Below are 20,977 nucleotides of genomic sequence, written 5' to 3'. Positions count from 1 at the left end.
GGACATCTGTGTTTTTGGCCAGACTTGTGATTACATCAGAAATACAAAAGGCGGGTTCGTTGATGTTGCAGGTGATCGCGAAATATCTATCGTTATCCCGGCAATCTATGATTGAAGGTAAGAGTGTGCCATAGAAAGCCTCAGGGCAGGCGTTCATTTACGCTAAAGTGTGGAATTGAAAGATGAGCACGACTGAGGGATCCAAACGTCTGGGCGGGATCAGTGATGCATTCTCTGACCGGAACTTTCGGATCTATTCCGTTGGATCGATTGGGTCGTGGATCAGTTTCTTTGTTCAGATCGTCACGGTATCCTGGCTGACATGGGAATTGACCGGGTCAACCAAATGGTTGGCGATCATGGCGCTTTTGGACATTGTCCCAAATGTTGTGTTGATGCCGATTGCGGGGGCGATTTCAGATCGGTTTGATCGCCACAAGATCATGCTGGTGACCAGTATCTTGTTGTTTTTGCAGGCCGCCTTGCTTGCGCTGGTGGCTTGGGCGGACATGTTGACGATCTGGACACTGGCTGTTCTTGTTTTGATGCACGGTATTTTCATTAGTCTGATGGTTCCGGCAATGTATGGGATTATCCCCCGTTTTGTCGGCCGAGCGGTGATGCCTTCGGCGATTGCGGTGGCATCGGCCTATTCCCAGTTGGCGCTTTTTGTCGGTCCTGCGCTGGCGGGGTGGATTATTGCGGAACACGGAACGACGGTGGCGTTTGTGGTGAACGCGCTTGGGTATCTTTTGCTGATTTGCGCGTTTTTACGGATGAGAACGCCCGCTGACTATGTTCCGCCAGAGCGATCGACACGATCTTTTGTGGGCGATATCTGGGATGGTGCGATCTACATTTTTGAGCGTAAGACCATCTGGTCATTGTTGTTGATCATGTTGGTTGCTGATGCCGTAGCTTTGGGGTTCATTCATATGTTGCCCGCCTATGCGGACACGGTGTTGGGTCTGGGGGTGGTTGGCATGACGACCATTCTGGCCATGCGCGGCTTGGGGGCGATATGTGCGGCCCTCAGGTTGGCCTATCTTGGTGCGCCAGCGGCACGGGTGAACTCTGTTTTATGGGCGTTTCTGGCAGCGCTTCTTGCGTTGGGGGTGTTGGTTCAGACGCGCAATCTCTATCTGGCGGCGGGCATCGCTGTTGTGATGGGGTTTGCGGGGGAAACAAAGAACACGGGGATTATGACAATCATCCAGCTTGCGGTTGACGAAAATCAACGCGGGCGGGTGATGGGAACGGCTTTCATGTTTTCGCAGTTGGCTGCAGGAATCGGCGCCTATCTGATTGGGGCCTTTTCGGTAGAGGCAGGCGTTCAGCTACCAACGACGGTTGCTGTTTGTGTCGGCCTTGGATTTTGGGGGTTTATATTTTTGCAGCGAAAGAAGTTATTTCAGGACCGCTTTTGAGGGTTGATGGCCCGTTTCTGAAACCCCGGTTGTTCGATTGGCGGCCTGATATTTGCAAGCGCTTGAAAAACAAAAACGGCGGCACCCGGGAGGAGGGATACCGCCGCTCTGATCGCGTCCGGCTCAGGGAGGAGGAGAGAGCCATTCGCAAAGGGGTGGACCGATCTGAAAGGCAAATCGATCCGGTAACAGGCGCAGGAAGAGGGGGAGGAGGGTTGCGCCCGTGTTCTGGTGCGGCCTTAGCCGTAAACTGCTTCGTGTGCTGCGGCGTGAATGCCGGCGCGGTAGATGCCCATGTCTGCCAGCGTCTTGCTGTCCAGTCTGGACAGTTCACGCACGGTTGTGCGGTAGGCGCGGTAGTCAGAGACGTTCTGCATCAGCTTGTGAACGCCTGCGCTGATTTCAAGCGCGAGGCCATCGGTGCGGGTTTCGGTTGCGAATGCCATGTTTTTCATCCTTGGGTCATGCGCTAGAAGAGGCGCTGTTGTTGAGACTGAACATAAACAAATGCTGCACCTGCACAACGGATGAGATCGCATTTCCGATATGCGTTTAACGCATGGCTTTCGTGTATATGGCTGACCTTAGGTCATACCTTCGACACATTTTGTGATTTCCCCGACATTGCGGCGTTGACCCCTTGCAGACTGGGAAAATTCTGCCACCTATGGCCCCTGAAACGCGGAGGCCTGAAATGAGCGAAATTAAACAGGATTTGTTGGCAGAGCTGAACCGATTGGAATTGCCAGACGGGGGAACGCTGGTGTCGCGCGATATGGTGCGGGCGATTTCGATTGACGACGGCGTGGCAAAGTTTGTGATCGAGGCCCCCTCGGCTGAGATGGCACAACAGATGGAGCCGTTGCGTGCGGCGGCGGAACGGGCGGCTTTGTCGGTACAGGGGATCAGGCAGGCCAGCGTTATTTTGACGGCGCATCAGGCGAGCGCAGCGGCACGCCCGGCTGCTCCGAAAGGCCCGGCACCCAGCCTCAAAATGGGGGGGCACCCGACTGGGGGGGATAACTCCATCCGCCCATCTGGGGTGAAATCCATCCTTGCAGTGGCTTCTGGCAAGGGCGGTGTTGGTAAATCCACTGTGTCGTCAAATCTTGCCGTGGCGCTGGCCAAGCAGGGGCGCAAAGTTGGCCTGCTGGATGCGGATATCTATGGCCCCTCGCAGCCGCGCATGATGGGTGTCAGTAAACGCCCGGCCAGCCCGGATGGAAAAATTATTGAACCTCTGCAAGCCCACGGCGTGACGATGATGTCCATTGGCTTGATGTTGGACCCGGACAAGGCGGTGGTCTGGCGTGGCCCGATGTTGATGGGGGCCTTGCAGCAGATGATGTCGCAGGTGCGTTGGGGTGAGCTGGATGTTTTGATCGTCGATATGCCGCCCGGCACGGGTGATGTGCAACTGACCCTGTGTCAACGCGCAGCACCCACCGGCGCATTGGTGGTATCGACCCCGCAAGATGTGGCCCTGCTGGATGCGCGCAAAGCACTAGACATGTTCAACACGTTGAAAACGCCGGTGCTGGGATTGATCGAAAATATGTCGACATTCCATTGCCCCAACTGCGGGCATGAGGCGCAGATCTTTGGTCATGGCGGTGTGAAAGCCGAGGCCGACAAGCTTGGTTTGCCGTTCCTTGGGGCTTTGCCGATTGACCTGGATACCCGCCTTGCAGGCGATGGTGGTACCCCGATTGCGCTGGGCGATGGCCCAGTGGCGCAGGCCTATGCACAGCTGGCTGACAGGTTGGTGCAGGGTGGGATGGCCTAGGGATGCGATATTTGTCGCAACCCGTCTCACACAATGTCGCAAAAGGGGCTGGCTTTGGGGCCAGCGCTTTTGTAGGAACGTCTGAATCTTTAGTTTAGCGGAGTCCCGACTCATGGCGAAAATCACATATATCGAGCATAGCGGCACAGAACATGTTGTTGAGGTCGCCAATGGCCTGACCGTCATGGAAGGTGCTCGTGACAACAATATCCCCGGCATTGAGGCCGACTGCGGCGGGGCTTGCGCCTGCTCAACCTGCCACGTTTATGTGCATGCCGATTGGGCTGAAAAAGTCCCGGCCAAGGACGATATGGAAGAAGATATGCTGGACTTTGCGTTTGAGCCTGATCCAGCCCGTTCACGTCTGACTTGCCAGATCAAGGTAACAGACGCATTGGACGGCTTGGTTGTTCAGATGCCTGAAAAGCAGATCTGATGAGCTTTGGGCGGGTACATCGTGTCCGTTGCATTCTGATGAGCTTGAATAAAACTGCGTATCTAAGGGGGCTCACTTCGGCCCTCTTTTTCTTTTGCGTCACTCCGGTTGCTTTAGCGCAAGACCGGATTTTACCCGATGCTTTTCTTGATCAGGTGGTGGGGAAAACTGTAACCTTCACTGACCGCGTATCTGGGCAACCAACTGGAGTGGAGCAGTATTTACACCGGGATACATCCGTTTGGGCGGATGAAACTGGCCGTTGTACCTACGGATCAATCGAAATACGCGGGCCGTATCTTTGTTTTCTTTATGAAGACTTCCCAGAGGCCGACAATTGCTGGCTGCCCCATATCTTGAGCGGGCAGTTGACAGTGCTGTCACAAAAAACATGGCAGATTCAAATCGCATCAGGTTACAGTGACGAACCTGTTGTGTGTGAGAGCGCTCCGATTTCGTGATCAGGTTGGTGGCTCGGACGACCAGACCCTTCTTGAAGACTGGAGATCTAGCTCAGATAGTAGTTTTGGGGTGCCAAAGGAGCAGGTGGTTCTATTCCCAAGTGCGGCGTCAAACTGATCTCTATCGTTCGGCACATTGCATCGAGCGGCAGACCATTCACCGTTTCCCCAAACGGGTTTGATAGCTCCTCGGTGACCTCAGCCAGACCAAAGAACATATAGGCGACCACGCCGACAAACAGTGGTGTTAGCCATCCTGCGCCTTCGATCAGGCCAAAGGGGAGCAACAAGCAATAGAGGTACGTGGTGCGAAAGATCAGCAGCGAATAGACATAGGGAAGTGGTGTGGTGGCAATGCGTTCACATCCCGCCTGCGCCAAAGCAATGGATCCCAACCGTTCACTCAGGGCCTTGCGGGCAAAGCCATCAACCTCGGCTTTGGCGATCTCGACTGTTATCTGATTGAGTGCGGCGCAGGGAGGGTGGGCGTTGTCTGAAAAGTCTGTATCGCACCACTCTATGGCTGCTTTTGTGTCAGGCAGACGTCTTAGATTGATCCGGTGTAAGTGAATAAAACCCAAGGCCAACCGGATCACACGTTCACGGGCCGCGAGGTCCGGCAGGAATAACGAGGTTTCGCGTCCCAAATTACGCAGATCGGCCACCAGCTGCCCCCAGAGCTTGCGCCCCTCCCACCAGCGGTCATAAGCGGCGTTGTTGCGAAAGCCCAAAAACAGCGACAGAGCGACGCCAAATACAGCAAAGGGTGCGGCATTGGTGTGGGGCAGGGTAACGCCGTATTTGTCGATGGCCACAAGAATGGCAGCCAGAACACTTACGCCCAATACGCGCGGTAAGATCTTTGGCAGAACCGAGCCACGCATGGCAAAGAGCAGCTGCCAGAAGCCAGGTTGGTCGCGCACGATCATAGCGTTACTCCGGTATGATTATAAAGCCCGCCAGCCGATATCACGACGGTGAAACCCTTGTGGCCAGTCAATCTGATTGACCATGGCATAGGCCCGGTCGCGTGCCTCTTGCAGGTTTGTGCCGCGTGCGGTGACATTCAGAACCCGGCCACCAGTGGCGATGATCTGGCTATCGCGCTGGGCGGTACCTGCGTGAAAGACCATGTTTTTGCTGTCCTCGGGGCATGTGGCGAGCCCGTTGATCACAGAACCTTTTTCATATGATCCCGGATAACCATTTGCGGCCAGAACCACGGTTACGGCGTGATCATCGGCCCAGTTGACTTGAGCGTCATTCAGGCGCCCCTCGGCGGCGGCCTGCAATAGGTCCAGCACCTGCGCGCCTAGGCGCATCATCAGCACCTGACATTCGGGATCGCCAAAACGCACGTTGTATTCGACAAGGCGCGGCTGGCCGTCTTTGATCATCAGGCCAGCATAAAGCACACCTTGATAAGGCATGCCACGCGCGGCCATAGCTTGCATGGTGGGTTTGACAATCTCGGCCATGGCTTTGGCTTCGATCTCGGCGGACAGAACTGGGGCGGGGGAATAGGCACCCATGCCGCCCGTATTGGGGCCAGTGTCGCCTTCGCCGACGCGTTTGTGATCTTGTGCAGTGCCAATGGCCAGCACGTCTTCGCCGTCAACCAGAACGAACAAAGACGCTTCCTCGCCTTCCATGAATTCCTCAATCACCACCTCGGCGCCCGCACCACCAAAAGTGCCGCCGAACATGTCGTCGATGGCATCGAGCGCTTGCTCTTCGGTTTCAGCCACGATCACACCTTTGCCTGCGGCCAGACCGTCGGCCTTGACCACAATCGGTGCGCCTTGTGCGCGGATGTAAGTCTTGGCCGCTTCAGCGTCGGTGAAATGGGCGTAGCCAGCTGTGGGCGCATTGGCCGCGTCACAAATTTCCTTGGTGAAGTTTTTTGAGGCTTCCAGCTGTGCGGCGGCTTTTGAGGGGCCAAAGGTTAAAATGCCCGCCTCTCGCAAGCGGTCGGCCACGCCAGCGGCCAACGGGGCCTCGGGGCCGACGATGACGAAATCAATGGCGTTTTCGCTGCAGAAGGTGGCCACTGCCGCCCCATCATTGATATCCAGCGCGGCACATTCGGCGATTTGGGCCATGCCGGCATTACCCGGGGCCACGATCAGCTTGTCACATTTGGGGTTCTGCATGACCGCCCATGCCAGCGCATGTTCACGCCCGCCACTGCCGAGGATGAGAATATTCATGAAGATCACCTTGCCTTGCCAATCTTGAGGCGGTTTAAGCTGTGTTGCAGGTGCAGGCAAGCGGTGTTCAATTAACCATGGTGCGAACAAACTATAATAGATTGAGTAACCCGGATTTATGGGCGCGCATTCAAGAATATACTTTTCCGGACAAAGCCGATGGAATCAGTTTTGCTTACTGGCTTATGTCAGATACGGGTATGAGTATAACGCGTGCAACGCAGGCCATCGAGGAGTATCGTAAATTTGCCTATCTTTGTACGATTTCATCGCGTCGGTTAGTACCATCCAAGATCGTAGATGAGGTGTGGCACATTCATTTAACTCATACGAAAGATTACTGGGGGCGATTTTGCCCCGAAGTGTTGAACAAAGAGCTGCATCACGTTCCCGGAAAGGCGGACAGCCAGAGAGAAGATGAAGCACTTACTCATGGGCTTTACGAAAGAGAGTTTGGGCATGCTCCACCATATAAAATCTGGCCGCAGTTAATACATTTGTTGGCGTGTCTTAGTGGTTTGTTCGTAGCAGGGTCTTCAATTTTTGGATTGGTCACGTACAAAAACGGATTGTATCTTATTGGTGTATTTGTTGGCGCATATTTGGTTGCGCATTTCGGTGATTGGCGTTTTTGGCGCGGCGACCACGGTGGTTGTAGCGGCTGTGGAGGCGATTGACCCATGCTCAAAGGGAAAGTTTAGATGTCCGACCTGATCGATGACCCACATCCGGGTCAGAATATGCCTGAGTTCACTGTGTCCGAGATTTCAGGTGAGGTGAAACGCACGCTTGAAGGGACGTTTGGCCGTATCCGGGTGAAGGGTGAGGTTGGGCGCGTGTTCAAAGCCCGATCCGGGCACCTTTATTATGATGTCAAAGACGACAAGAGCGTATTGGCTTGCACCACATGGAAAGGGCAGGTGTCTGGCCTGTCTGTTGTGCCTGAAGAGGGGCTTGAGGTGGTTGTCACCGGCCGCCTGACGGCGTTTGGTGCGCAGTCGAAATACAACATGAATGTGGATGAGGTTGCGGTTGCGGGGCAGGGTGCTTTGATGGCGCTGTTGGAAAAGCGCAAAAAGCAGCTGGCCAGCGAAGGTCTGTTCGAGGCGTCGCGCAAAAAGCCATTGCCCTATCTGCCGGGCGTGATTGGGGTTGTGACCTCGCCTTCAGGGGCGGTTATTCGTGATATTTTGCACCGGCTGAGGGATCGGTTCCCGCGCAAGGTGCTGATTTGGCCAGTGGCGGTACAGGGTGATCGGTGTGCGCCAGAGGTGTCGGCGGCGGTGCGTGGGTTCAACGAATTTACCCCCGGCGGAGCACTTCCGCGGCCTGATCTGATCATTGTGGCGCGTGGTGGAGGGTCCATTGAGGACCTTTGGGGCTTCAATGAGGAAACAGTTGCCCGGGCCGTGGCCGAGTCTGATATTCCGGTGATTTCTGCGGTTGGACACGAAACCGATACGACGCTGATTGATTATGTATCCGATCAACGCGCGCCAACACCCACAGCAGCGGCGGAACTGGCTGTGCCGGTGCGCATGGATCTGTTGGCGTGGCTGGGGGAGCAGGATGCGCGGCTGACCCATGCGCTGACGTCTGGATTGTCACGCCGTCAGCAGCGCCTGCGCGACCTTTCCCGTGCCTTGCCACGGGCAGAGAGCCTGTTGGAAGGACCACGCCAGCGGTTGGATCTGCAGGCTGAACGCCTGCCTGCGATGTTGACGGGGCTGGTGCAGCGCAAACGGGTGCATCTGCTGGAACGTGCCGGGGCGTTGCGTCCGGGTTTGTTGCGCCGGGGATTGGACAATGACAAACGCCGCCTTGCGCAAATATCGGCGCGGTTGAACCCCGAGGCGCTTTTGCGCGAAAATACCCGCCGCCAAAAAGATCTGACCCAGATCAGCACGCGGTTCACTACCGCAGCTATCCGACAGGTGGGCGCATGGCGTGACCGGCTTGAGGGCATGGAGCGCCTGCGTCAGACGGTTGGCTATCAGGCCACGCTTAACCGAGGTTATGCTGTCGTGCGCAGCGGCGATAAGGTTCTGACAACGCTTGCAAAAGCGCAAAGCGAAACGGCGCTGGAGGTGCAATTTTCTGATGGCGTATTGCCGGTTCAGGTGGGGGACACTGCGACTGTCAAACCCATTGAAAAACCCGCCCCCAAACCTGCATCAAAACCCCGTAAGACCCCGCCGACTTCGGATGATCAGGGCAGCCTGTTTTAACGGTTTTAAACCCCAATCTTGGGCCCAAGACACAGCAACGGGTCGGCGCTTTGGTCGACCTCATAAAGCGTTGTGCTGGCGGGGTCATTTTCGAACTGTGCGATCATGCCGTTGCCGGATTGCACAAAGCTCCAGCATTGTGGGTTGGGGGATTCGTCATAGAGAAAGCAAATCAGATCACCATCGGGGTACCAGGTTCCCTCTTGGCATTCACCATCAAGAAACGACCAGCGTACCCGGCGGTTTTTCAGATACTCCTCGGCGCCGTACGCATTTCCACCTGAGCCGTAGTAGAAGGTTTTGCCCTCAGTATAGGTTTCGAACTCCTGTGCGGTCATGAAAGATTCCGCCTGAGCCGTTTCGGACAAGGCCAAAAAGCAAAATAGAAAGGTGTTCAATTTCATCGCAATCGCCTGAGAAATGTTACCGATAACCGTTACCGCGACCAGTGCAGGGTTTCCTATCAACGACATTGGTGCCGGATCGGGGGATATTCCAGCGTTTATTAGGGGCTTCATGTCGTTTTTGGTCTCGCCTTGACGGCATCTCCCTTGTATCTGTGCAGGTCAGACAAAGACAGAGGGCATCTCATGGCACTGGACGATCGCAAGGGCGTGTGGAAATCGGGTAAAGGCAAAGGGCGCAGAACGCCTAAAGGCCGTCAAGTGGATGACACCGCCTGGGACGAGGTCCGCGAACTGCTGGGCGATGCCCCGCGTGATCGTGATCTTTTGATCGAATTTCTGCACCTGATCCAAGATCGTTTTGGCCATCTGTCTGCCGCTCACCTGCGCGCACTGGCTGAAGAAATGCGTGTTGGGCAGGCCGAGATTTACGAAGTTGCAACCTTCTATGCCCACTTTGATGTGGTCAAAGAGGACGACACACCGCCGCCAGCCCTGACCATCCGAGTTTGCGATTCGCTGAGCTGCGAAATGGCCGGTGCTGAGCAGCTGCAAAGGGCGCTTGAAGACGGTCTTGATGCCACGCAGGTTCGTGTATTGCGAGCGCCTTGCATGGGCCGCTGTGATACAGCACCTGTGTTGGAAATTGGCCACAACCATATTGATCATGCGACCCCTGAAAAGGTGCAGGCGGCGATTGCGAATGATGACACGCACGCGCATGTGCCTGAGTACGAAGGCTTTGCAGCCTACAAGGCCGATGGCGGTTACGCCAAACTGGCTGAGCTGCGTGCTGGCGGTGATTTTGAGACTGTTCAGCAAGAGCTGCTTGATTCTGGCCTGCGTGGCCTTGGTGGCGCAGGTTTCCCATCAGGTCGCAAGTGGGGTTTTGTTCGGGCTGAGGCAGGCCCACGCTATCTGGCTGTAAACGGTGACGAAGGCGAACCGGGCACGTTCAAAGACCGCTACTATCTTGAGCGTACACCGCACCCTTTCCTTGAGGGGATGCTAATCGCGGCTTGGGCGGTTGAGGCAGAAAAGTGCTTTATCTACATGCGCGATGAATATCCTGCCGTGTTGAAAATTCTGGCAACCGAGATTGCCGCGCTTGAAGAAGCGGGCATTGTTGAGCCGGGTTATATCGACCTGCGCCGCGGTGCCGGGGCTTATATTTGCGGCGAAGAAAGCGCGATGATCGAATCGATTGAAGGTAAGCGCGGTCTGCCGCGTCACCGTCCGCCATTTGTGGCGCAGGTGGGGATCTTCAATCGTCCGACCTTGGTGAACAACGTTGAAACCCTGTATTGGGTGGCGCGTGTTCTACGCGAAGGCAAAGAGATCCTCAGCAGTGTTGAGAAAAACGGCCGCAAGGGTCTGCGCTCTTACTCGGTTTCGGGTCGTGTGAAGAACCCGGGTGTGCATCTTTTGCCAGCCGGGTCGACTATCACTGACATCATCGAAGCCTGCGGTGGCATGCTAGATGGTCAAACCTTCAAGGCGTATCAGCCCGGTGGGCCATCTTCGGGCCTGCTGCCGGCGTCGATGGATGATATCCCGCTGGATTTTGACACGTTGCAGCCGCATGGCACCTTTATTGGATCCGCTGCTGTGGTCGTGTTGAGCGAACAGGACAGTGCCAAGGATGCCGCATTGAACATGCTGCGCTTCTTTGAAGACGAAAGCTGTGGCCAGTGTACGCCGTGCCGGGTTGGTTGTGAAAAAGCGGTCAAGTTGATGCAGGCAGATACCTGGGATCAACCACTGCTGGAAGAGCTATGCACCGCCATGGGCGACGCGTCGATCTGTGGTCTGGGGCAAGCGGCGCCAAACCCGATCCGTCTGACAATGAAGCACTTTCCGGACGAAGTGTAAGGACCAAATATAAGCAGACCCGTGCCGATCTTGGGTCTGACGCGACGGCAGCCGGGACAGGCTGCTAAAGACAAGGTTAACTGTTCTCTGAGAACTTAGAGCAAGAGCACGGATGACCGTTTTTGAAGAAATCGTCTTGAGACAGTCCATCATGTTAAGTGGGCTGTCTTTTGGTTTTCTGATGGCGCTGATTTTTGCTGTGTGCTTCTGCTATCGTGGGCCATCAAAGCGCAAAACCATCATTAAGGTGCTGACACCGCTTGCTTTTGCTGTTGCGGGATACGTTAATTTTGCAGCACCTCTGGTGGTGTTGGGATTGCTGCTCTCTGCGATTGGCGATGCCTTCCTGTCGCGTGAGGGAGAAAAGAGCTTTCTCATCGGGTTGATTGCCTTTGCCGTGGCGCATGTGCTGTACATCGCGCATTTCCTTCCGATGGCGTCACTGGTTGAGCTCGCATGGTTCCCGGTTGTGCTGCTTGTGGTGTTGGCCCTGTCAACAGAGCGATGGTTGATCCCTTACACCGATGACATGGCTTGGCCCGTGCGGGTCTATGTTCTGCTGATCACTGTGATGGGTTGCGCGGCACTAGGGCTGAGCGGGCGCGAGGTGGCAGTGCTTGGGGCTTTTGCCTTTATCTTGTCCGACCTGATTTTGGCGATCAATTTGTTCCGATTGACCACAGCATCTCGCTGGTTGATCCCAAGTGAAATCGCGCTTTGGATTTTCTATGTTCTGGGACAGGCGGGGATCTTGATTGGCGCAGGCTTTGCGCGGCCGCTCTTTTCAATCTGATCATCTGCCTTTAGGGGAAAGAAGGGATGATCGGAGACCGCAATGGCATTTTTCAAAAAGCTCAAGGACAAGCTGTTTAAATCTTCTTCGAAACTTGAAGAGGGGCTGGATGCCATTGTTGAAGATGGTGGCGAAGAAGAGGTGCTGACAGTTGAAACCGAAGTCAGTGTTGACGCGGCTCCCGCTGTCGTTGAAGCAACTCCAGAGCCAGAGCCAGAGCCAGAGCCAGAGCCAGAGCCAGAGCCAGAGCCAGAGCCAGAGCCAGAGCCAGAGCCAGAGCCAGAGCCAGAGCCAGAGCCAGAGCCAGAGGTCATATCTGTGCCGGATCCAGAACCGGTACCTGAGCCAGCCGTTGTTTCCGAACCTGCACCAGCTGCACAATCCACCGCGGCAAAGCCGGGTCTGCTTGGTCGGCTGCTGGGACGTGGTGAGAATAAAACCGTTGTTCGCCGCGCGCTGGACGATGATATGTTGGAGCAGCTCGAGGAATTGCTGATCACCGCCGATATGGGCGTGGATACGGCGTTGCGTGTGACGGCCAACATGGCCGAAGGACGGATGGGCAAACGTTTGTCCACGCAAGAGATCAAAGAGCTGCTGGCCAGCGAGATTGCCCGGATCATGGAGCCAGTTGCGCGCCCGATGCCACTATATCCAAACCGTCCGCAGGTGGTGCTGGTGGTTGGTGTTAACGGATCGGGGAAAACCACGACCATCGGAAAATTGGCCAGCCAGTTCCGCGCGGCTGGTAAAAAGGTGGTCATTGCGGCGGGGGATACCTTTCGTGCCGCCGCTGTTGAGCAACTTCAGGTCTGGGGTGATCGTGCCGGTGTTCCGGTTCTGACGGCCCCCGAAGGATCGGATCCGGCGAGCCTTGCATTTGATGCGATGGAGCAGGCTCAGAAAGATGGTGCCGATCTGTTGATGATCGACACCGCAGGCCGCTTGCAGAACCGTCAGGATCTGATGGAAGAACTGGCCAAAATTGTCCGCGTCATTCGCAAGAAAGACCCAAGCGCACCACACAATACTCTGTTGGTGCTGGACGCCACCACCGGGCAGAACGCACTTAGTCAGGTCTCAACTTTCCAGAAACTGGCAGATGTGTCTGGCCTTGTCATGACTAAGCTGGACGGCACCGCCAAAGGCGGGGTTCTGGTGGCGCTGGCAGACAAATTTGGCTTGCCAATCCATGCCATTGGTGTTGGTGAGCAGATCGATGACCTTGCCCCGTTTGACCCAGAAGAGTTTGCCGCTGCACTGACCGGCTTGGATGCGAATTAAACGCCATAGCATTGGCAGTTCCCAATGAGTGACTGGCTTATCTCGCTTGAAGGGACGGAAGCCGGTCATCACTGGGCGCTGGGGTTGGCTATTTGGGCAGCGTTTTTGCATGCCGTCTTTGGCGCGCTGCAAAAGGGGCGGCATGATCCTTGGCTGACCCGCGGCGCGATTGATTTCAGTTACTGCATCATGTCGGCGCCGTTTGCGTTTTTTATCGTGCCCTGGCCTGAGCCGCATATGTGGCCGATCTTTTTCGGGGCATGGGCGCTGCATCTGGTTTACAAGATCCTGCAGGCAATGGCGTATACCCGTGGAGCCTATACCGTGGTTTATCCGGTCGTGCGGGGCACCGGGCCGTTGTTTACGGTGATCGGGGCTTATCTGCTGTTTGGCGAATCTTTCACGGTTGTTCAGTGGCTTGGTGTCGGGGTGTTGTTGTGTGGGATTTACGGTCTTGCCGTATACAATATGCGCACCATCGTGGCGCAGCGCGAGACATTGATAGCAGCACTTGGTTTGGCGGTTCTGACTGGTGTGTTTGTGGCGCTTTACACCACATTTGACGCTTACGGAATTCGCGCCACGGCAGATCCATTCACCTTTCTGGCGTGGTTTTTCATGTTTGATGGGTTGGTGATCCCGTTTTATGCCTACTACCGCTGGAAACACATGCCAGACGCACCGGCGCCTGCGCCTTTGATGTTCAGGGGTTTCATTGGCGGGTTGGTTGCCTATATGTCATTCGGATCCATCATGTTGGCGACACGGCTGGATAAGGTTGGCGAAGCTGCTGTGCTGCGCGAAACCTCGACCGTTTTTGCGGCCATCATCGGTTGGTTGGTGCTGCGTGAAACCGTGGGGCCGCGCCGTATTGCATTGATGACTTTGATTGCCGCAGGTGCGGTGATAGTGGAAATGGGCGGCTAAAGGCCACTGACAGTAAGGACAGACAGATGAGTGACACCAATTCCCCCAAATGGCTAAAGCCCGCATTAGAGTTTGGTCCGCTCCTTCTGTTCTTCGTGGCTTACCTTAAGCTAAAGGATCAGGTGTTTACCATTGGCGGCACTGAGTATCTGGGCTTTATCGTTGTGACAGCGGGCTTTATCCCGATTTTCCTACTGTCGATGGCTGCGCTGTGGAAGTTGACGGGGCATTTATCGAAAATGCAGATCATCACAGCCGTGCTGATTGTGGTCTTTGGCGGGCTTAGTGTCTGGTTCAATGATCCGAAGTTTTTCAAGATGAAACCAACGATCATCTATGTGCTGTTTGGCGGTGCATTGGCATTGGGGCTGATGCGTGGCAAATCCTATTTGCAATATGCGATGGACGGGCTGATGCCTCTGACCGACGAGGGTTGGATGATTTTGACACGCCGGATGATGGGATTTTTCTTTGCTCTGGCCATCCTCAATGAACTGATTTGGCGCACTCAGACTGAAGAAACCTGGGTCTATTTCAAAACTTTTGGTCTGACCGCGGCAATTTTTGTGTTCTTCATGACACAAGGTAAACTATTCAAAGATCACGGAATTGAAGAAAATAGCACTGAATAAACTACACAGTTTTTTGCGTGCTGGGAAAAGTTACTGGATTGCCAGTCTTTTGACGCAATTGCTTTTTAACCTACGCCAATGACCAGTAGCCTGTCCTATCGTTTGTGGTACGCCATTTCTTCTATTCCTCCGATAAATCCGGGGAATATTTTGCCATTGGTGGTTATGCTGATTCTCTGGGTCGGATTGCATCAGTTTCCGATAGATGAAGCCGCCATTTTTGTGATTTCGGTTGTAACGGCGCAGGGCTACATGGTTTGGCGAAACCTGCCGACTGCCGCTGCCAGCCTTAACTCAATCCAAGCGGGCAAACCGCATATGCTGCGCTGGCCCGTTATCATTGTCATAGCTCTAAGCGGCTTGCAGATATGGTTGAATGATCCGTTGTTTACGCAACGCGTGCTCAGCGGGATTTGTCTCTTCATTCTGATTGTGATGCTCTTGGGCATTCGGCGTGAACAGGCCTTGTTAGACCGTGTTGTACCAGCAGGCTTCCGTTTCGGGCGAGAGATCAAACGCGTCAGCCTTTTGCGGATCAACGCTTTGGTTCTGGCGATAGTGATCACTGTGAACGAAATCTTGATCGCCTCTGAGTCATTGGTCGTGTGGATCACGGTCATGCCCTTGCTGGCGATTCTGATGCACGGGTTTTATTGGTTCGCAGTTTTGTTGGTCCTGCCAAATGATGAGGCCAACCGAGGTTGACAGAGCTAGCAGCCGCTGATCTGCACAATCGGAATTGTTATCTGTTCTATTTCGAGGAATTGTGTAATGCGGCCTCAATCTTTTCCCAATCATCAGCGAAGACAACACTGCAAGGTGCGTTGATGTCTTGCGCCCAGACAAAGACTGACAGGAATGGAACGGCGTAAACTCGCGTGGCGTGAACAACGTTGGGCGCATTGTAAATTACGCTTCCGGCTGCGTGGTCTTGCCAGTCACCAGATCCGAACCTCCAACCGCTTGGTCCGGTCAACGGCATGTAGACCTCGGGGGCCAAATGTTTGTGATCGCGGTACAACGTATTTGGAGCCAAAAGAAAGAAGCCGAGTAAAAAATCGTCCGCGTGAAATAAGCTATTCTTTGGGCCAACCAGCAGGGTATGCATATTGCCGGTCTTGTATCCCTGTCCAACGTCTGCGCCTTTGGCATAAAACCCACCATCATCAACGCGCCAGTGCAACTTGTGCTTTGCAACGGTTAAGGCTGTTTTCAGTTTGAAGAATTTCCGATCAGTTAAGTTGGAAATTGCACAATCCAGAAGATCACCGTGTGCGGGGATGTATCCCGTAACATCGTTTGCCTCTGTCCCTGAATGCCCCACAGAATGAAGTACATTCAACATTTCATTGGTGCGTGGGTCTTTTTTGCATGCCAATGCGAGGCTGGCTTTGACTTCAAGGAAAAGATCTAGAACGGCGGTGTCACTAATGTTGTGTTCCAACTCTTCAGATGCTCCCAAATAAGCGTCTCAGTGCATAGTTACTTGAATACTCAACGAACTGCGCATCGCCGCCAAGCATCTTTTCTGACTTTTCAGCTCTAACGCAATTTCGGACACTCTTGACGTGTCTTTCCGCGCAAGATAAATCACCGGCGTGGCGATTTGTTACCAGATTGCGGGCCACGTTAAACTACACCGCTAAATAGGTCAGGATGAAAGCCCCCTTTCGCTTGATCGCGTTGGGGGTTTTTTCATGGGCCAAGCGCGCCCTGGAGGATGAAGATGACGAACGAATGGAATACACGCACCAAGCTGGTGCACGCGGGCAGCCGACGAAGCCAGTATAATGAGGTCAGCGAAGCGATCTTTCTAACCCAAGGGTTTGTCTATGACACGGCTGAGGATGCCGAGGCCCGGTTTCTGAACTCTGGTCCTGATGAGTTTATTTATGCCCGTTACGGCAACCCGACCGTAGCGATGTTCGAAGAGCGTATTGCCGCGCTTGAAGGCACAGAAGACGCTTTTGCGACGGCTAGCGGAATGGCCGCGGTGAGTGGTGCGTTGACGGCGATGCTGCGGTCTGGTGATCATGTGGTTGCGGCGCGGGCGTTGTTTGGCTCATGTCTTTATGTTCTCGAAGAGATCCTGACCCGTTTTGGGGTCGAAGTGTCCTTTGTTGATGGCACTGATCTGGCACAGTGGGAGGCCGCGATCCGGCCAGACACCAAACTGGTGTTCTTTGAATCCGTGGCCAACCCAACGCTGGAAATCGTCGATATCCGAGCAGTGTCTGAACTGGCCCATGCAGTTGGCGCACAGGTGGTGATTGATAACGTCTTTGCCACGCCGGTGTTTTCGCGCGCAGTCGAGCAGGGCGCAGATGTGGTGATTTATTCCGCGACCAAGCACATTGATGGCCAGGGCCGTGCTTTGGGTGGCGTTATTCTGGGCACGCGCGAGTTTATTCGTGGCACGATTGAACCCTACATGAAACACACTGGCGGATCGATGTCGCCTTTCACGGCATGGATCATGCTTAAGGGCATGGAAACCATTGATCTGCGGGTACGCGCGCAGGCGACCACGGCTCTGGCGATTGCTGAGGCGGTGCAAGGTCACGACAAATTGCAGCGGGCGATTTATCCGGGGCATCCCAGCCATGCGCAGCATGATCTGGTGATTGAGCAGATGACCAAAGGCGGCACAGTGGTTTCGCTTGATCTCAAAGGCGGGCAAGAAGCGGCGTTCCGTTTTCTGAATGCGCTTGAGATTGTTGTGATTTCTAACAATCTGGGCGATGCCAAATCAATTGCGACCCATCCGGCGACGACCACACACCAGCGTTTGTCAGATGAACAGAAAGCCTCGCTTGGTATTACTCCGGGTCTGATTCGCATGTCGGTCGGGATCGAAGATACGGATGACCTGATTAAAGACATCCTGAATGCTTTGAGCAAAGTTTAACCTGTTTAGAACTGCTCTTGAGACAAAATTGTGCCCTGTACAGCGGATTGAACGGGGCATATTTGACTGCTCAAATTGTGATTTCAAGCATGTCCGGCATCAGCGGAAAGGGTCAATGCGTTGACCCCGAGTTTGCTAAGCGCTGCTTCCCATTTATCAGAATCCGCGGTTTCAAATACCAGTGCCTGATCTGCCTCGGCAGTCAGCCAGCCATTTTCGGCAATCTCAGATTCCAGTTGTCCCGGACCCCAGCCGGCATAGCCGAGCGCCAGAATGGCACGTTCAGGGCCCCGGCCATCGGCAAAGTCTTCTAAAATATCAAGGGTGGCGGTCATCGCGAACTGCTTGTTCACATCCAGCGTGGAAATTGCAGAATGATAGCCATGTTCGTGCAGAACAAAGCCCCGACCATGTTCCACCGGTCCGCCAAAATGCACTGGCGTTTCGCGGGTGTCTGGCCCGATTTTGATCTCGAGCTGCTCCAACAGATCGTTAAGTCTTAGTTCATCAGTTGGTTTGTTGATAACCAAACCCATGGCGCCATCCTCAGAATGGGCACACATAAAGACAACCGATTGTGCAAACCTTGGATCTGCCATGCCGGGCATCGCTATAAGGACTTGACCACTAAGGTTAATTTCACTTTCCGTTGGGTTTTCGGGGTTTCTGCTCATGTTACAATGATGGGTCTCTTGCTCCAAAAGTGCAAGGGCAATGACACGCTTATCGCTGGAATGTGAGTTGGCATTTCACTTCAGATACCCCAAGTAAGAGACATGATGAGATTTGTGTTTTCCCTTTGCGTTGCGTTGTGCTCCTTGCTGCCCATGCTGGCGTTGGCTGGGCCTGCGGATGATATTGTTGATGCCCGTATTTTGCCCGGATGGCGTGGGACAAACGGTCAGCATACCTCTGCTTTGCAGTTGACCCTGAAAGATGGTTGGAAAACCTATTGGCGTGCGCCGGGTGATGCCGGCATTCCACCACGATTTAACTGGCAAGGGTCGCAAAATTTGGCTGGGGTCGAGGTGGTGTGGCCTGCGCCTATCGTTTTCAATCAAAGCGGGTTGCAAAGCTTGGGCTATAAAAATGTTCTGGTGTTGCCGCTGAAGATCACCCCAAAAAGAGCGGGAAAAGCAATCTCTTTAGATGGAAAGATAGAGATCGGCGTATGTCAGGATATTTGCGTGCCGGTTAGCTTGAAAGTTTCGCAAGAGCTGCCGCAACAGGCCGGCAAACGTGATCCGCGGATCGTGGCGGCATTAGCCGAACAACCCTATTCAGCGCGCGAAGCTGGCGTTTCGCACGTGTCGTGTCAGGTGACACCGGTACAAAATGGCATCAAGCTCAACGCAAAAATTACCCTTCCACGCAAAGGGAAATCAGAGTTTGTCGCGATTGAGGCTGGTGATCCTAAAATTTGGGTCGCACAAGCTGAGACGATGCGAAGAGGTCAGACGCTTTATGCCGAAACCACGCTTTATCATGCAGACAGCCGACCCTTTGCGCTCAACCGCTCTGACCTGCGGATCACGGTGATTGGTGGAAAATCTACCGTAGATATTCAGGGCTGCCCGGCAGGCTGATGCCTGTTACTTGCGTTTCAGATGTTCGTCCAGACGGGGCATGATTTCCACGAAATTGCAGGGTCGATGTCGGAAATCCAGCTGATTCGACAGGATTTCATCCCAAGCGTCTTTGCAAGCGCCAGGGCTGCCCGGCAAAGCAAAGAGATAGGTGCCGCCAGCCACGCCGCCGGTGGCGCGTGATTGTACGGCGCTGGTGCCGATTTTATTCATCGACACAATGGTGAAGACGGTACCAAAGGCATCGATTTCTTTTTCATAAACATCGCGGTGGGCCTCAACCGTGACGTCGCGGCCGGTCAAACCAGTGCCGCCTGTCGAAATCACCACATCAATGTCAGGATTTGCGATCCATGATCTAAGCTGACTGGCAATCGCCGCGCGATCATCACGAGAGATTGCGCGATCTGCCAAAATATGCCCGGCATTTTGTACCCTTGCGACCAACGTGTCGCCAGAACGATCATCGCTCAGGTCGCGCGTATCGCTGACTGTCAGAATGGCGATGCGTACGGGAATAAAGTCTTTGTTCTCGTCTATGCGGCTCATGGGATGTCCTGCAGATTAAAAGTCAAACCAATTGGGGGATGGGCCGAGGTTCACTACCTTTGTGGCGCCGATCATACCAGTCTGGCCCCAACTGTCATGGATATGGCCACAAACGGCAAGTTTGGGTTGGAGGCGTTCGATTGCCTCATAAATCGCGATAGACCCCACGGATTGGCCCATGGATGTCTGATCGGCAATGCCATTTGGTGGGGAGTGTAGCACCAGAATATCGGCCTGTTCGCACTGATCCAAGTAGCCACGTGCTTGATCTTCGCTCAGGTCGCAGGACCAGTCTCCGAAAGGCGTTTGCGGGACACCGTAACCAAGGCCAAAGATCTGCAAACCATCGATATTGATACCTGTCCCGTGCAGCACCTGCATGTTGGGAAGGGTAGCAACAGTTAGTTCATCTGCGCTTTCGCCATTTCCGGGCACAGCGATGATCGGAGCGGTGATGCCAGAGAGCAGCGCCAGCGCCTCTGGCAAACCCTGTCGCATGTTGCAAAAGTCGCCGGCGCCGATCACCAGATCAGCGTCTTTGCTGGCTGCGACCAGTTCTTGCGCATGTGATCTGGAATGGTGAAGGTCAGAAAAAGCGAGGACCTTCATGCGTCACCTTTGAGGCGGGCTTTGAGCTCTAGCAAATCGGCCCATGCCTCGCGCTTGGCATGCGGGTTGCGCAGCAGATAGGCGGGGTGAAACATAGGCAGAGCCGGTTTGCCATAGGCTTGTGTCCACTGCCCGCGCAGTCGGGTGATGCCGCGTCGTCCCAGTGCCGCCTGACAACTGATATTGCCGACCAGAACAATCACATCGGGGTTTGCCAGCTCGACATGCCGCTCCACAAAGGGCAGCAGCATGGCGATTTCTTCGGGCTTGGGATCGCGGTTTTGTGGGGGGCGCCACGGTAGGACATTGGTGATATAGGCGGACTGCGCCGGATCATCTGATGTTCGTGACAGGCCAATAGCCGCCAGCATTTTGTCGAGCAGTTGTCCAGCCCGGCCAACAAAGGGTTTGCCTTGTTGGTCCTCATCACGCCCCGGGGCCTCGCCCACCAGCATCAGGCGCGCGGCCGGGTTGCCATCGGCGAAGACGGTGTTGCGGGCACCGCGTTTCAGATCACAATGCGGATAGTTGGCAAGGGCCTCTTGCAATGCGGGCAGGGACGTGGCGGCTTTTGCCGCGCGCCGCGCATCAGTAACCGGATCAATGTCGGATGTTGCCACGGCGGGCGCTGGTTGTGCGGCTGCCTTGCGGGGTTTGGGTTTTTCTGGTGCTTCATAGCGATTGATTGGCGCGTCACAAATCGCCTCGGTCGCGCCAAGTTCAACCTGCCATTCCAGCAGGGCCTTTGCCGTATGATATTCAAGTGCCGAATCCATGAGGGATAGGCTAGCCTTTCACGTCAATGAGTGAAACAGTCAAACGCAACGGGCTGCGTGCCCGAACGCAAAAGTATCACCCTGAAAGA

General features: G+C 54.6%; 22 protein-coding genes and 1 riboswitch. Of the genes, 13 read left to right on the top strand and 9 right to left on the bottom strand.

Annotated elements, in window-relative coordinates:
- Positions 1-182 precede the first annotated feature (182 nt).
- The gene (locus D9A02_RS17660) at positions 183-1,427 is read left to right on the top strand and encodes an MFS transporter (RefSeq protein WP_120502188.1); all 1,245 of its coding nucleotides are present in this window, start codon (positions 183-185) and stop codon (positions 1,425-1,427) included.
- A 239-nt stretch (positions 1,428-1,666) separates the two neighbouring features.
- On the opposite strand, the gene D9A02_RS17655 is transcribed toward D9A02_RS17660, so the two are convergent.
- Positions 1,667-1,873 carry a DUF1127 domain-containing protein gene (locus tag D9A02_RS17655; RefSeq protein WP_254054668.1) on the bottom strand — a complete coding sequence of 69 codons (207 nt, stop codon included), beginning with the start codon at positions 1,871-1,873 and terminating at the stop codon, positions 1,667-1,669.
- 248 nt (positions 1,874-2,121) lie between these two features.
- Between D9A02_RS17655 and D9A02_RS17650 the strand changes: the two genes are divergently transcribed.
- Together D9A02_RS17650 and D9A02_RS17645 are read left to right on the top strand one after the other, a co-directional pair.
- The gene (locus tag D9A02_RS17650; RefSeq protein ID WP_120502186.1) at positions 2,122-3,213 is read left to right on the top strand and encodes an Mrp/NBP35 family ATP-binding protein; all 1,092 of its coding nucleotides are present in this window, start codon (positions 2,122-2,124) and stop codon (positions 3,211-3,213) included.
- Positions 3,214-3,325: 112 nt separating this feature from the next.
- On the top strand, positions 3,326-3,649 hold the full coding sequence (locus D9A02_RS17645; RefSeq protein ID WP_120502185.1) for a 2Fe-2S iron-sulfur cluster-binding protein: 324 nt from the start codon (positions 3,326-3,328) through the stop codon (positions 3,647-3,649).
- A gap of 508 nt (positions 3,650-4,157) precedes the next feature.
- On the opposite strand, the gene D9A02_RS17635 is transcribed toward D9A02_RS17645, so the two are convergent.
- Together D9A02_RS17635 and purD are read right to left on the bottom strand one after the other, a co-directional pair.
- Complete coding sequence (locus D9A02_RS17635; RefSeq protein WP_120502183.1) at positions 4,158-5,039, bottom strand: bestrophin family protein; 882 nt, start codon at positions 5,037-5,039, stop codon at positions 4,158-4,160.
- Positions 5,040-5,057: 18 nt separating this feature from the next.
- On the bottom strand, positions 5,058-6,320 hold the full coding sequence (gene purD, locus D9A02_RS17630; RefSeq protein ID WP_120502610.1) for a phosphoribosylamine--glycine ligase: 1,263 nt from the start codon (positions 6,318-6,320) through the stop codon (positions 5,058-5,060).
- A gap of 41 nt (positions 6,321-6,361) precedes the next feature.
- On the opposite strand from purD, the gene D9A02_RS17625 reads away from it, so the two are divergent.
- Positions 6,362-6,997: a hypothetical protein gene (locus D9A02_RS17625; protein WP_162933121.1), complete on the top strand. Its 636-nt coding sequence runs from the start codon at positions 6,362-6,364 to the stop codon at positions 6,995-6,997.
- Positions 6,998-7,021: 24 nt separating this feature from the next.
- Positions 7,022-8,548: an exodeoxyribonuclease VII large subunit gene (xseA, locus tag D9A02_RS17620; protein WP_120502181.1), complete on the top strand. Its 1,527-nt coding sequence runs from the start codon at positions 7,022-7,024 to the stop codon at positions 8,546-8,548.
- Between the two features lie 5 nt (positions 8,549-8,553).
- Here the strand turns inward: xseA and D9A02_RS17615 are convergent, their stop codons facing one another.
- Positions 8,554-9,066 carry a hypothetical protein gene (locus D9A02_RS17615; protein WP_367946757.1) on the bottom strand — a complete coding sequence of 171 codons (513 nt, stop codon included), beginning with the start codon at positions 9,064-9,066 and terminating at the stop codon, positions 8,554-8,556.
- Between the two features lie 72 nt (positions 9,067-9,138).
- On the opposite strand from D9A02_RS17615, the gene D9A02_RS17610 reads away from it, so the two are divergent.
- From D9A02_RS17610 to D9A02_RS17585, 6 genes are all read left to right on the top strand, one after another.
- Positions 9,139-10,824: an NAD(P)H-dependent oxidoreductase subunit E gene (locus D9A02_RS17610; RefSeq protein WP_120502180.1), complete on the top strand. Its 1,686-nt coding sequence runs from the start codon at positions 9,139-9,141 to the stop codon at positions 10,822-10,824.
- A 112-nt stretch (positions 10,825-10,936) separates the two neighbouring features.
- Entirely contained in the window at positions 10,937-11,617 is a 681-nt protein-coding gene (locus D9A02_RS17605) for a lysoplasmalogenase (RefSeq protein WP_120502179.1), read from the top strand.
- Between the two features lie 42 nt (positions 11,618-11,659).
- Complete coding sequence (ftsY, locus tag D9A02_RS17600; protein WP_120502178.1) at positions 11,660-12,901, top strand: signal recognition particle-docking protein FtsY; 1,242 nt, start codon at positions 11,660-11,662, stop codon at positions 12,899-12,901.
- A gap of 24 nt (positions 12,902-12,925) precedes the next feature.
- Positions 12,926-13,828 carry an EamA family transporter gene (locus D9A02_RS17595; protein ID WP_120502177.1) on the top strand — a complete coding sequence of 301 codons (903 nt, stop codon included), beginning with the start codon at positions 12,926-12,928 and terminating at the stop codon, positions 13,826-13,828.
- Positions 13,829-13,854: 26 nt separating this feature from the next.
- Positions 13,855-14,460: an inner membrane-spanning protein YciB gene (locus D9A02_RS17590; RefSeq protein WP_120502176.1), complete on the top strand. Its 606-nt coding sequence runs from the start codon at positions 13,855-13,857 to the stop codon at positions 14,458-14,460.
- Positions 14,461-14,625: 165 nt separating this feature from the next.
- A complete protein-coding gene (locus tag D9A02_RS17585) occupies positions 14,626-15,165 on the top strand; it encodes a hypothetical protein (RefSeq protein WP_120502175.1) in 540 nt (179 codons plus the stop codon).
- A 46-nt stretch (positions 15,166-15,211) separates the two neighbouring features.
- Here the strand turns inward: D9A02_RS17585 and D9A02_RS17580 are convergent, their stop codons facing one another.
- On the bottom strand, positions 15,212-15,922 hold the full coding sequence (locus tag D9A02_RS17580; protein ID WP_120502174.1) for a dimethylsulfonioproprionate lyase family protein: 711 nt from the start codon (positions 15,920-15,922) through the stop codon (positions 15,212-15,214).
- 126 nt (positions 15,923-16,048) lie between these two features.
- A riboswitch (SAM riboswitch) is annotated at positions 16,049-16,127 on the top strand.
- Between the two features lie 59 nt (positions 16,128-16,186).
- On the opposite strand from D9A02_RS17580, the gene metZ reads away from it, so the two are divergent.
- Entirely contained in the window at positions 16,187-17,368 is a 1,182-nt protein-coding gene (gene metZ / locus D9A02_RS17575; RefSeq protein WP_120502173.1) for an O-succinylhomoserine sulfhydrylase, read from the top strand.
- 83 nt (positions 17,369-17,451) lie between these two features.
- Here metZ and D9A02_RS17570 read toward each other — a convergent pair whose 3' ends face one another.
- Entirely contained in the window at positions 17,452-18,042 is a 591-nt protein-coding gene (locus D9A02_RS17570) for a YqgE/AlgH family protein (RefSeq protein WP_174232042.1), read from the bottom strand.
- Positions 18,043-18,147: 105 nt separating this feature from the next.
- On the opposite strand from D9A02_RS17570, the gene D9A02_RS17565 reads away from it, so the two are divergent.
- Positions 18,148-18,954, top strand: coding sequence for a protein-disulfide reductase DsbD domain-containing protein (locus D9A02_RS17565; protein WP_254054667.1), 807 nt, complete (start codon positions 18,148-18,150; stop codon positions 18,952-18,954).
- Positions 18,955-18,960: 6 nt separating this feature from the next.
- Here the strand turns inward: D9A02_RS17565 and moaB are convergent, their stop codons facing one another.
- From moaB to D9A02_RS17550, 3 genes are read right to left on the bottom strand one after another with little or no spacing between them, the layout of a single operon-like run.
- Positions 18,961-19,503 carry a molybdenum cofactor biosynthesis protein B gene (gene moaB / locus D9A02_RS17560; RefSeq protein ID WP_120502171.1) on the bottom strand — a complete coding sequence of 181 codons (543 nt, stop codon included), beginning with the start codon at positions 19,501-19,503 and terminating at the stop codon, positions 18,961-18,963.
- Positions 19,504-19,518: 15 nt separating this feature from the next.
- On the bottom strand, positions 19,519-20,112 hold the full coding sequence (locus D9A02_RS17555; RefSeq protein WP_120502170.1) for a metallophosphoesterase family protein: 594 nt from the start codon (positions 20,110-20,112) through the stop codon (positions 19,519-19,521).
- Positions 20,109-20,888, bottom strand: coding sequence for a uracil-DNA glycosylase family protein (locus tag D9A02_RS17550; protein WP_120502169.1), 780 nt, complete (start codon positions 20,886-20,888; stop codon positions 20,109-20,111). The genes D9A02_RS17555 and D9A02_RS17550 overlap by 4 nt, the downstream gene beginning before the upstream one ends.
- Positions 20,889-20,977 lie beyond the last annotated feature (89 nt).

Origin of the sequence: Roseovarius sp. EL26, assembly GCF_900327775.1 — a bacterium.
Lineage (GTDB): Bacteria > Pseudomonadota > Alphaproteobacteria > Rhodobacterales > Rhodobacteraceae > Roseovarius.
Note: the sequence above shows the minus strand (reverse complement) of the source record. Positions and strands in the feature narration are given on the sequence as shown.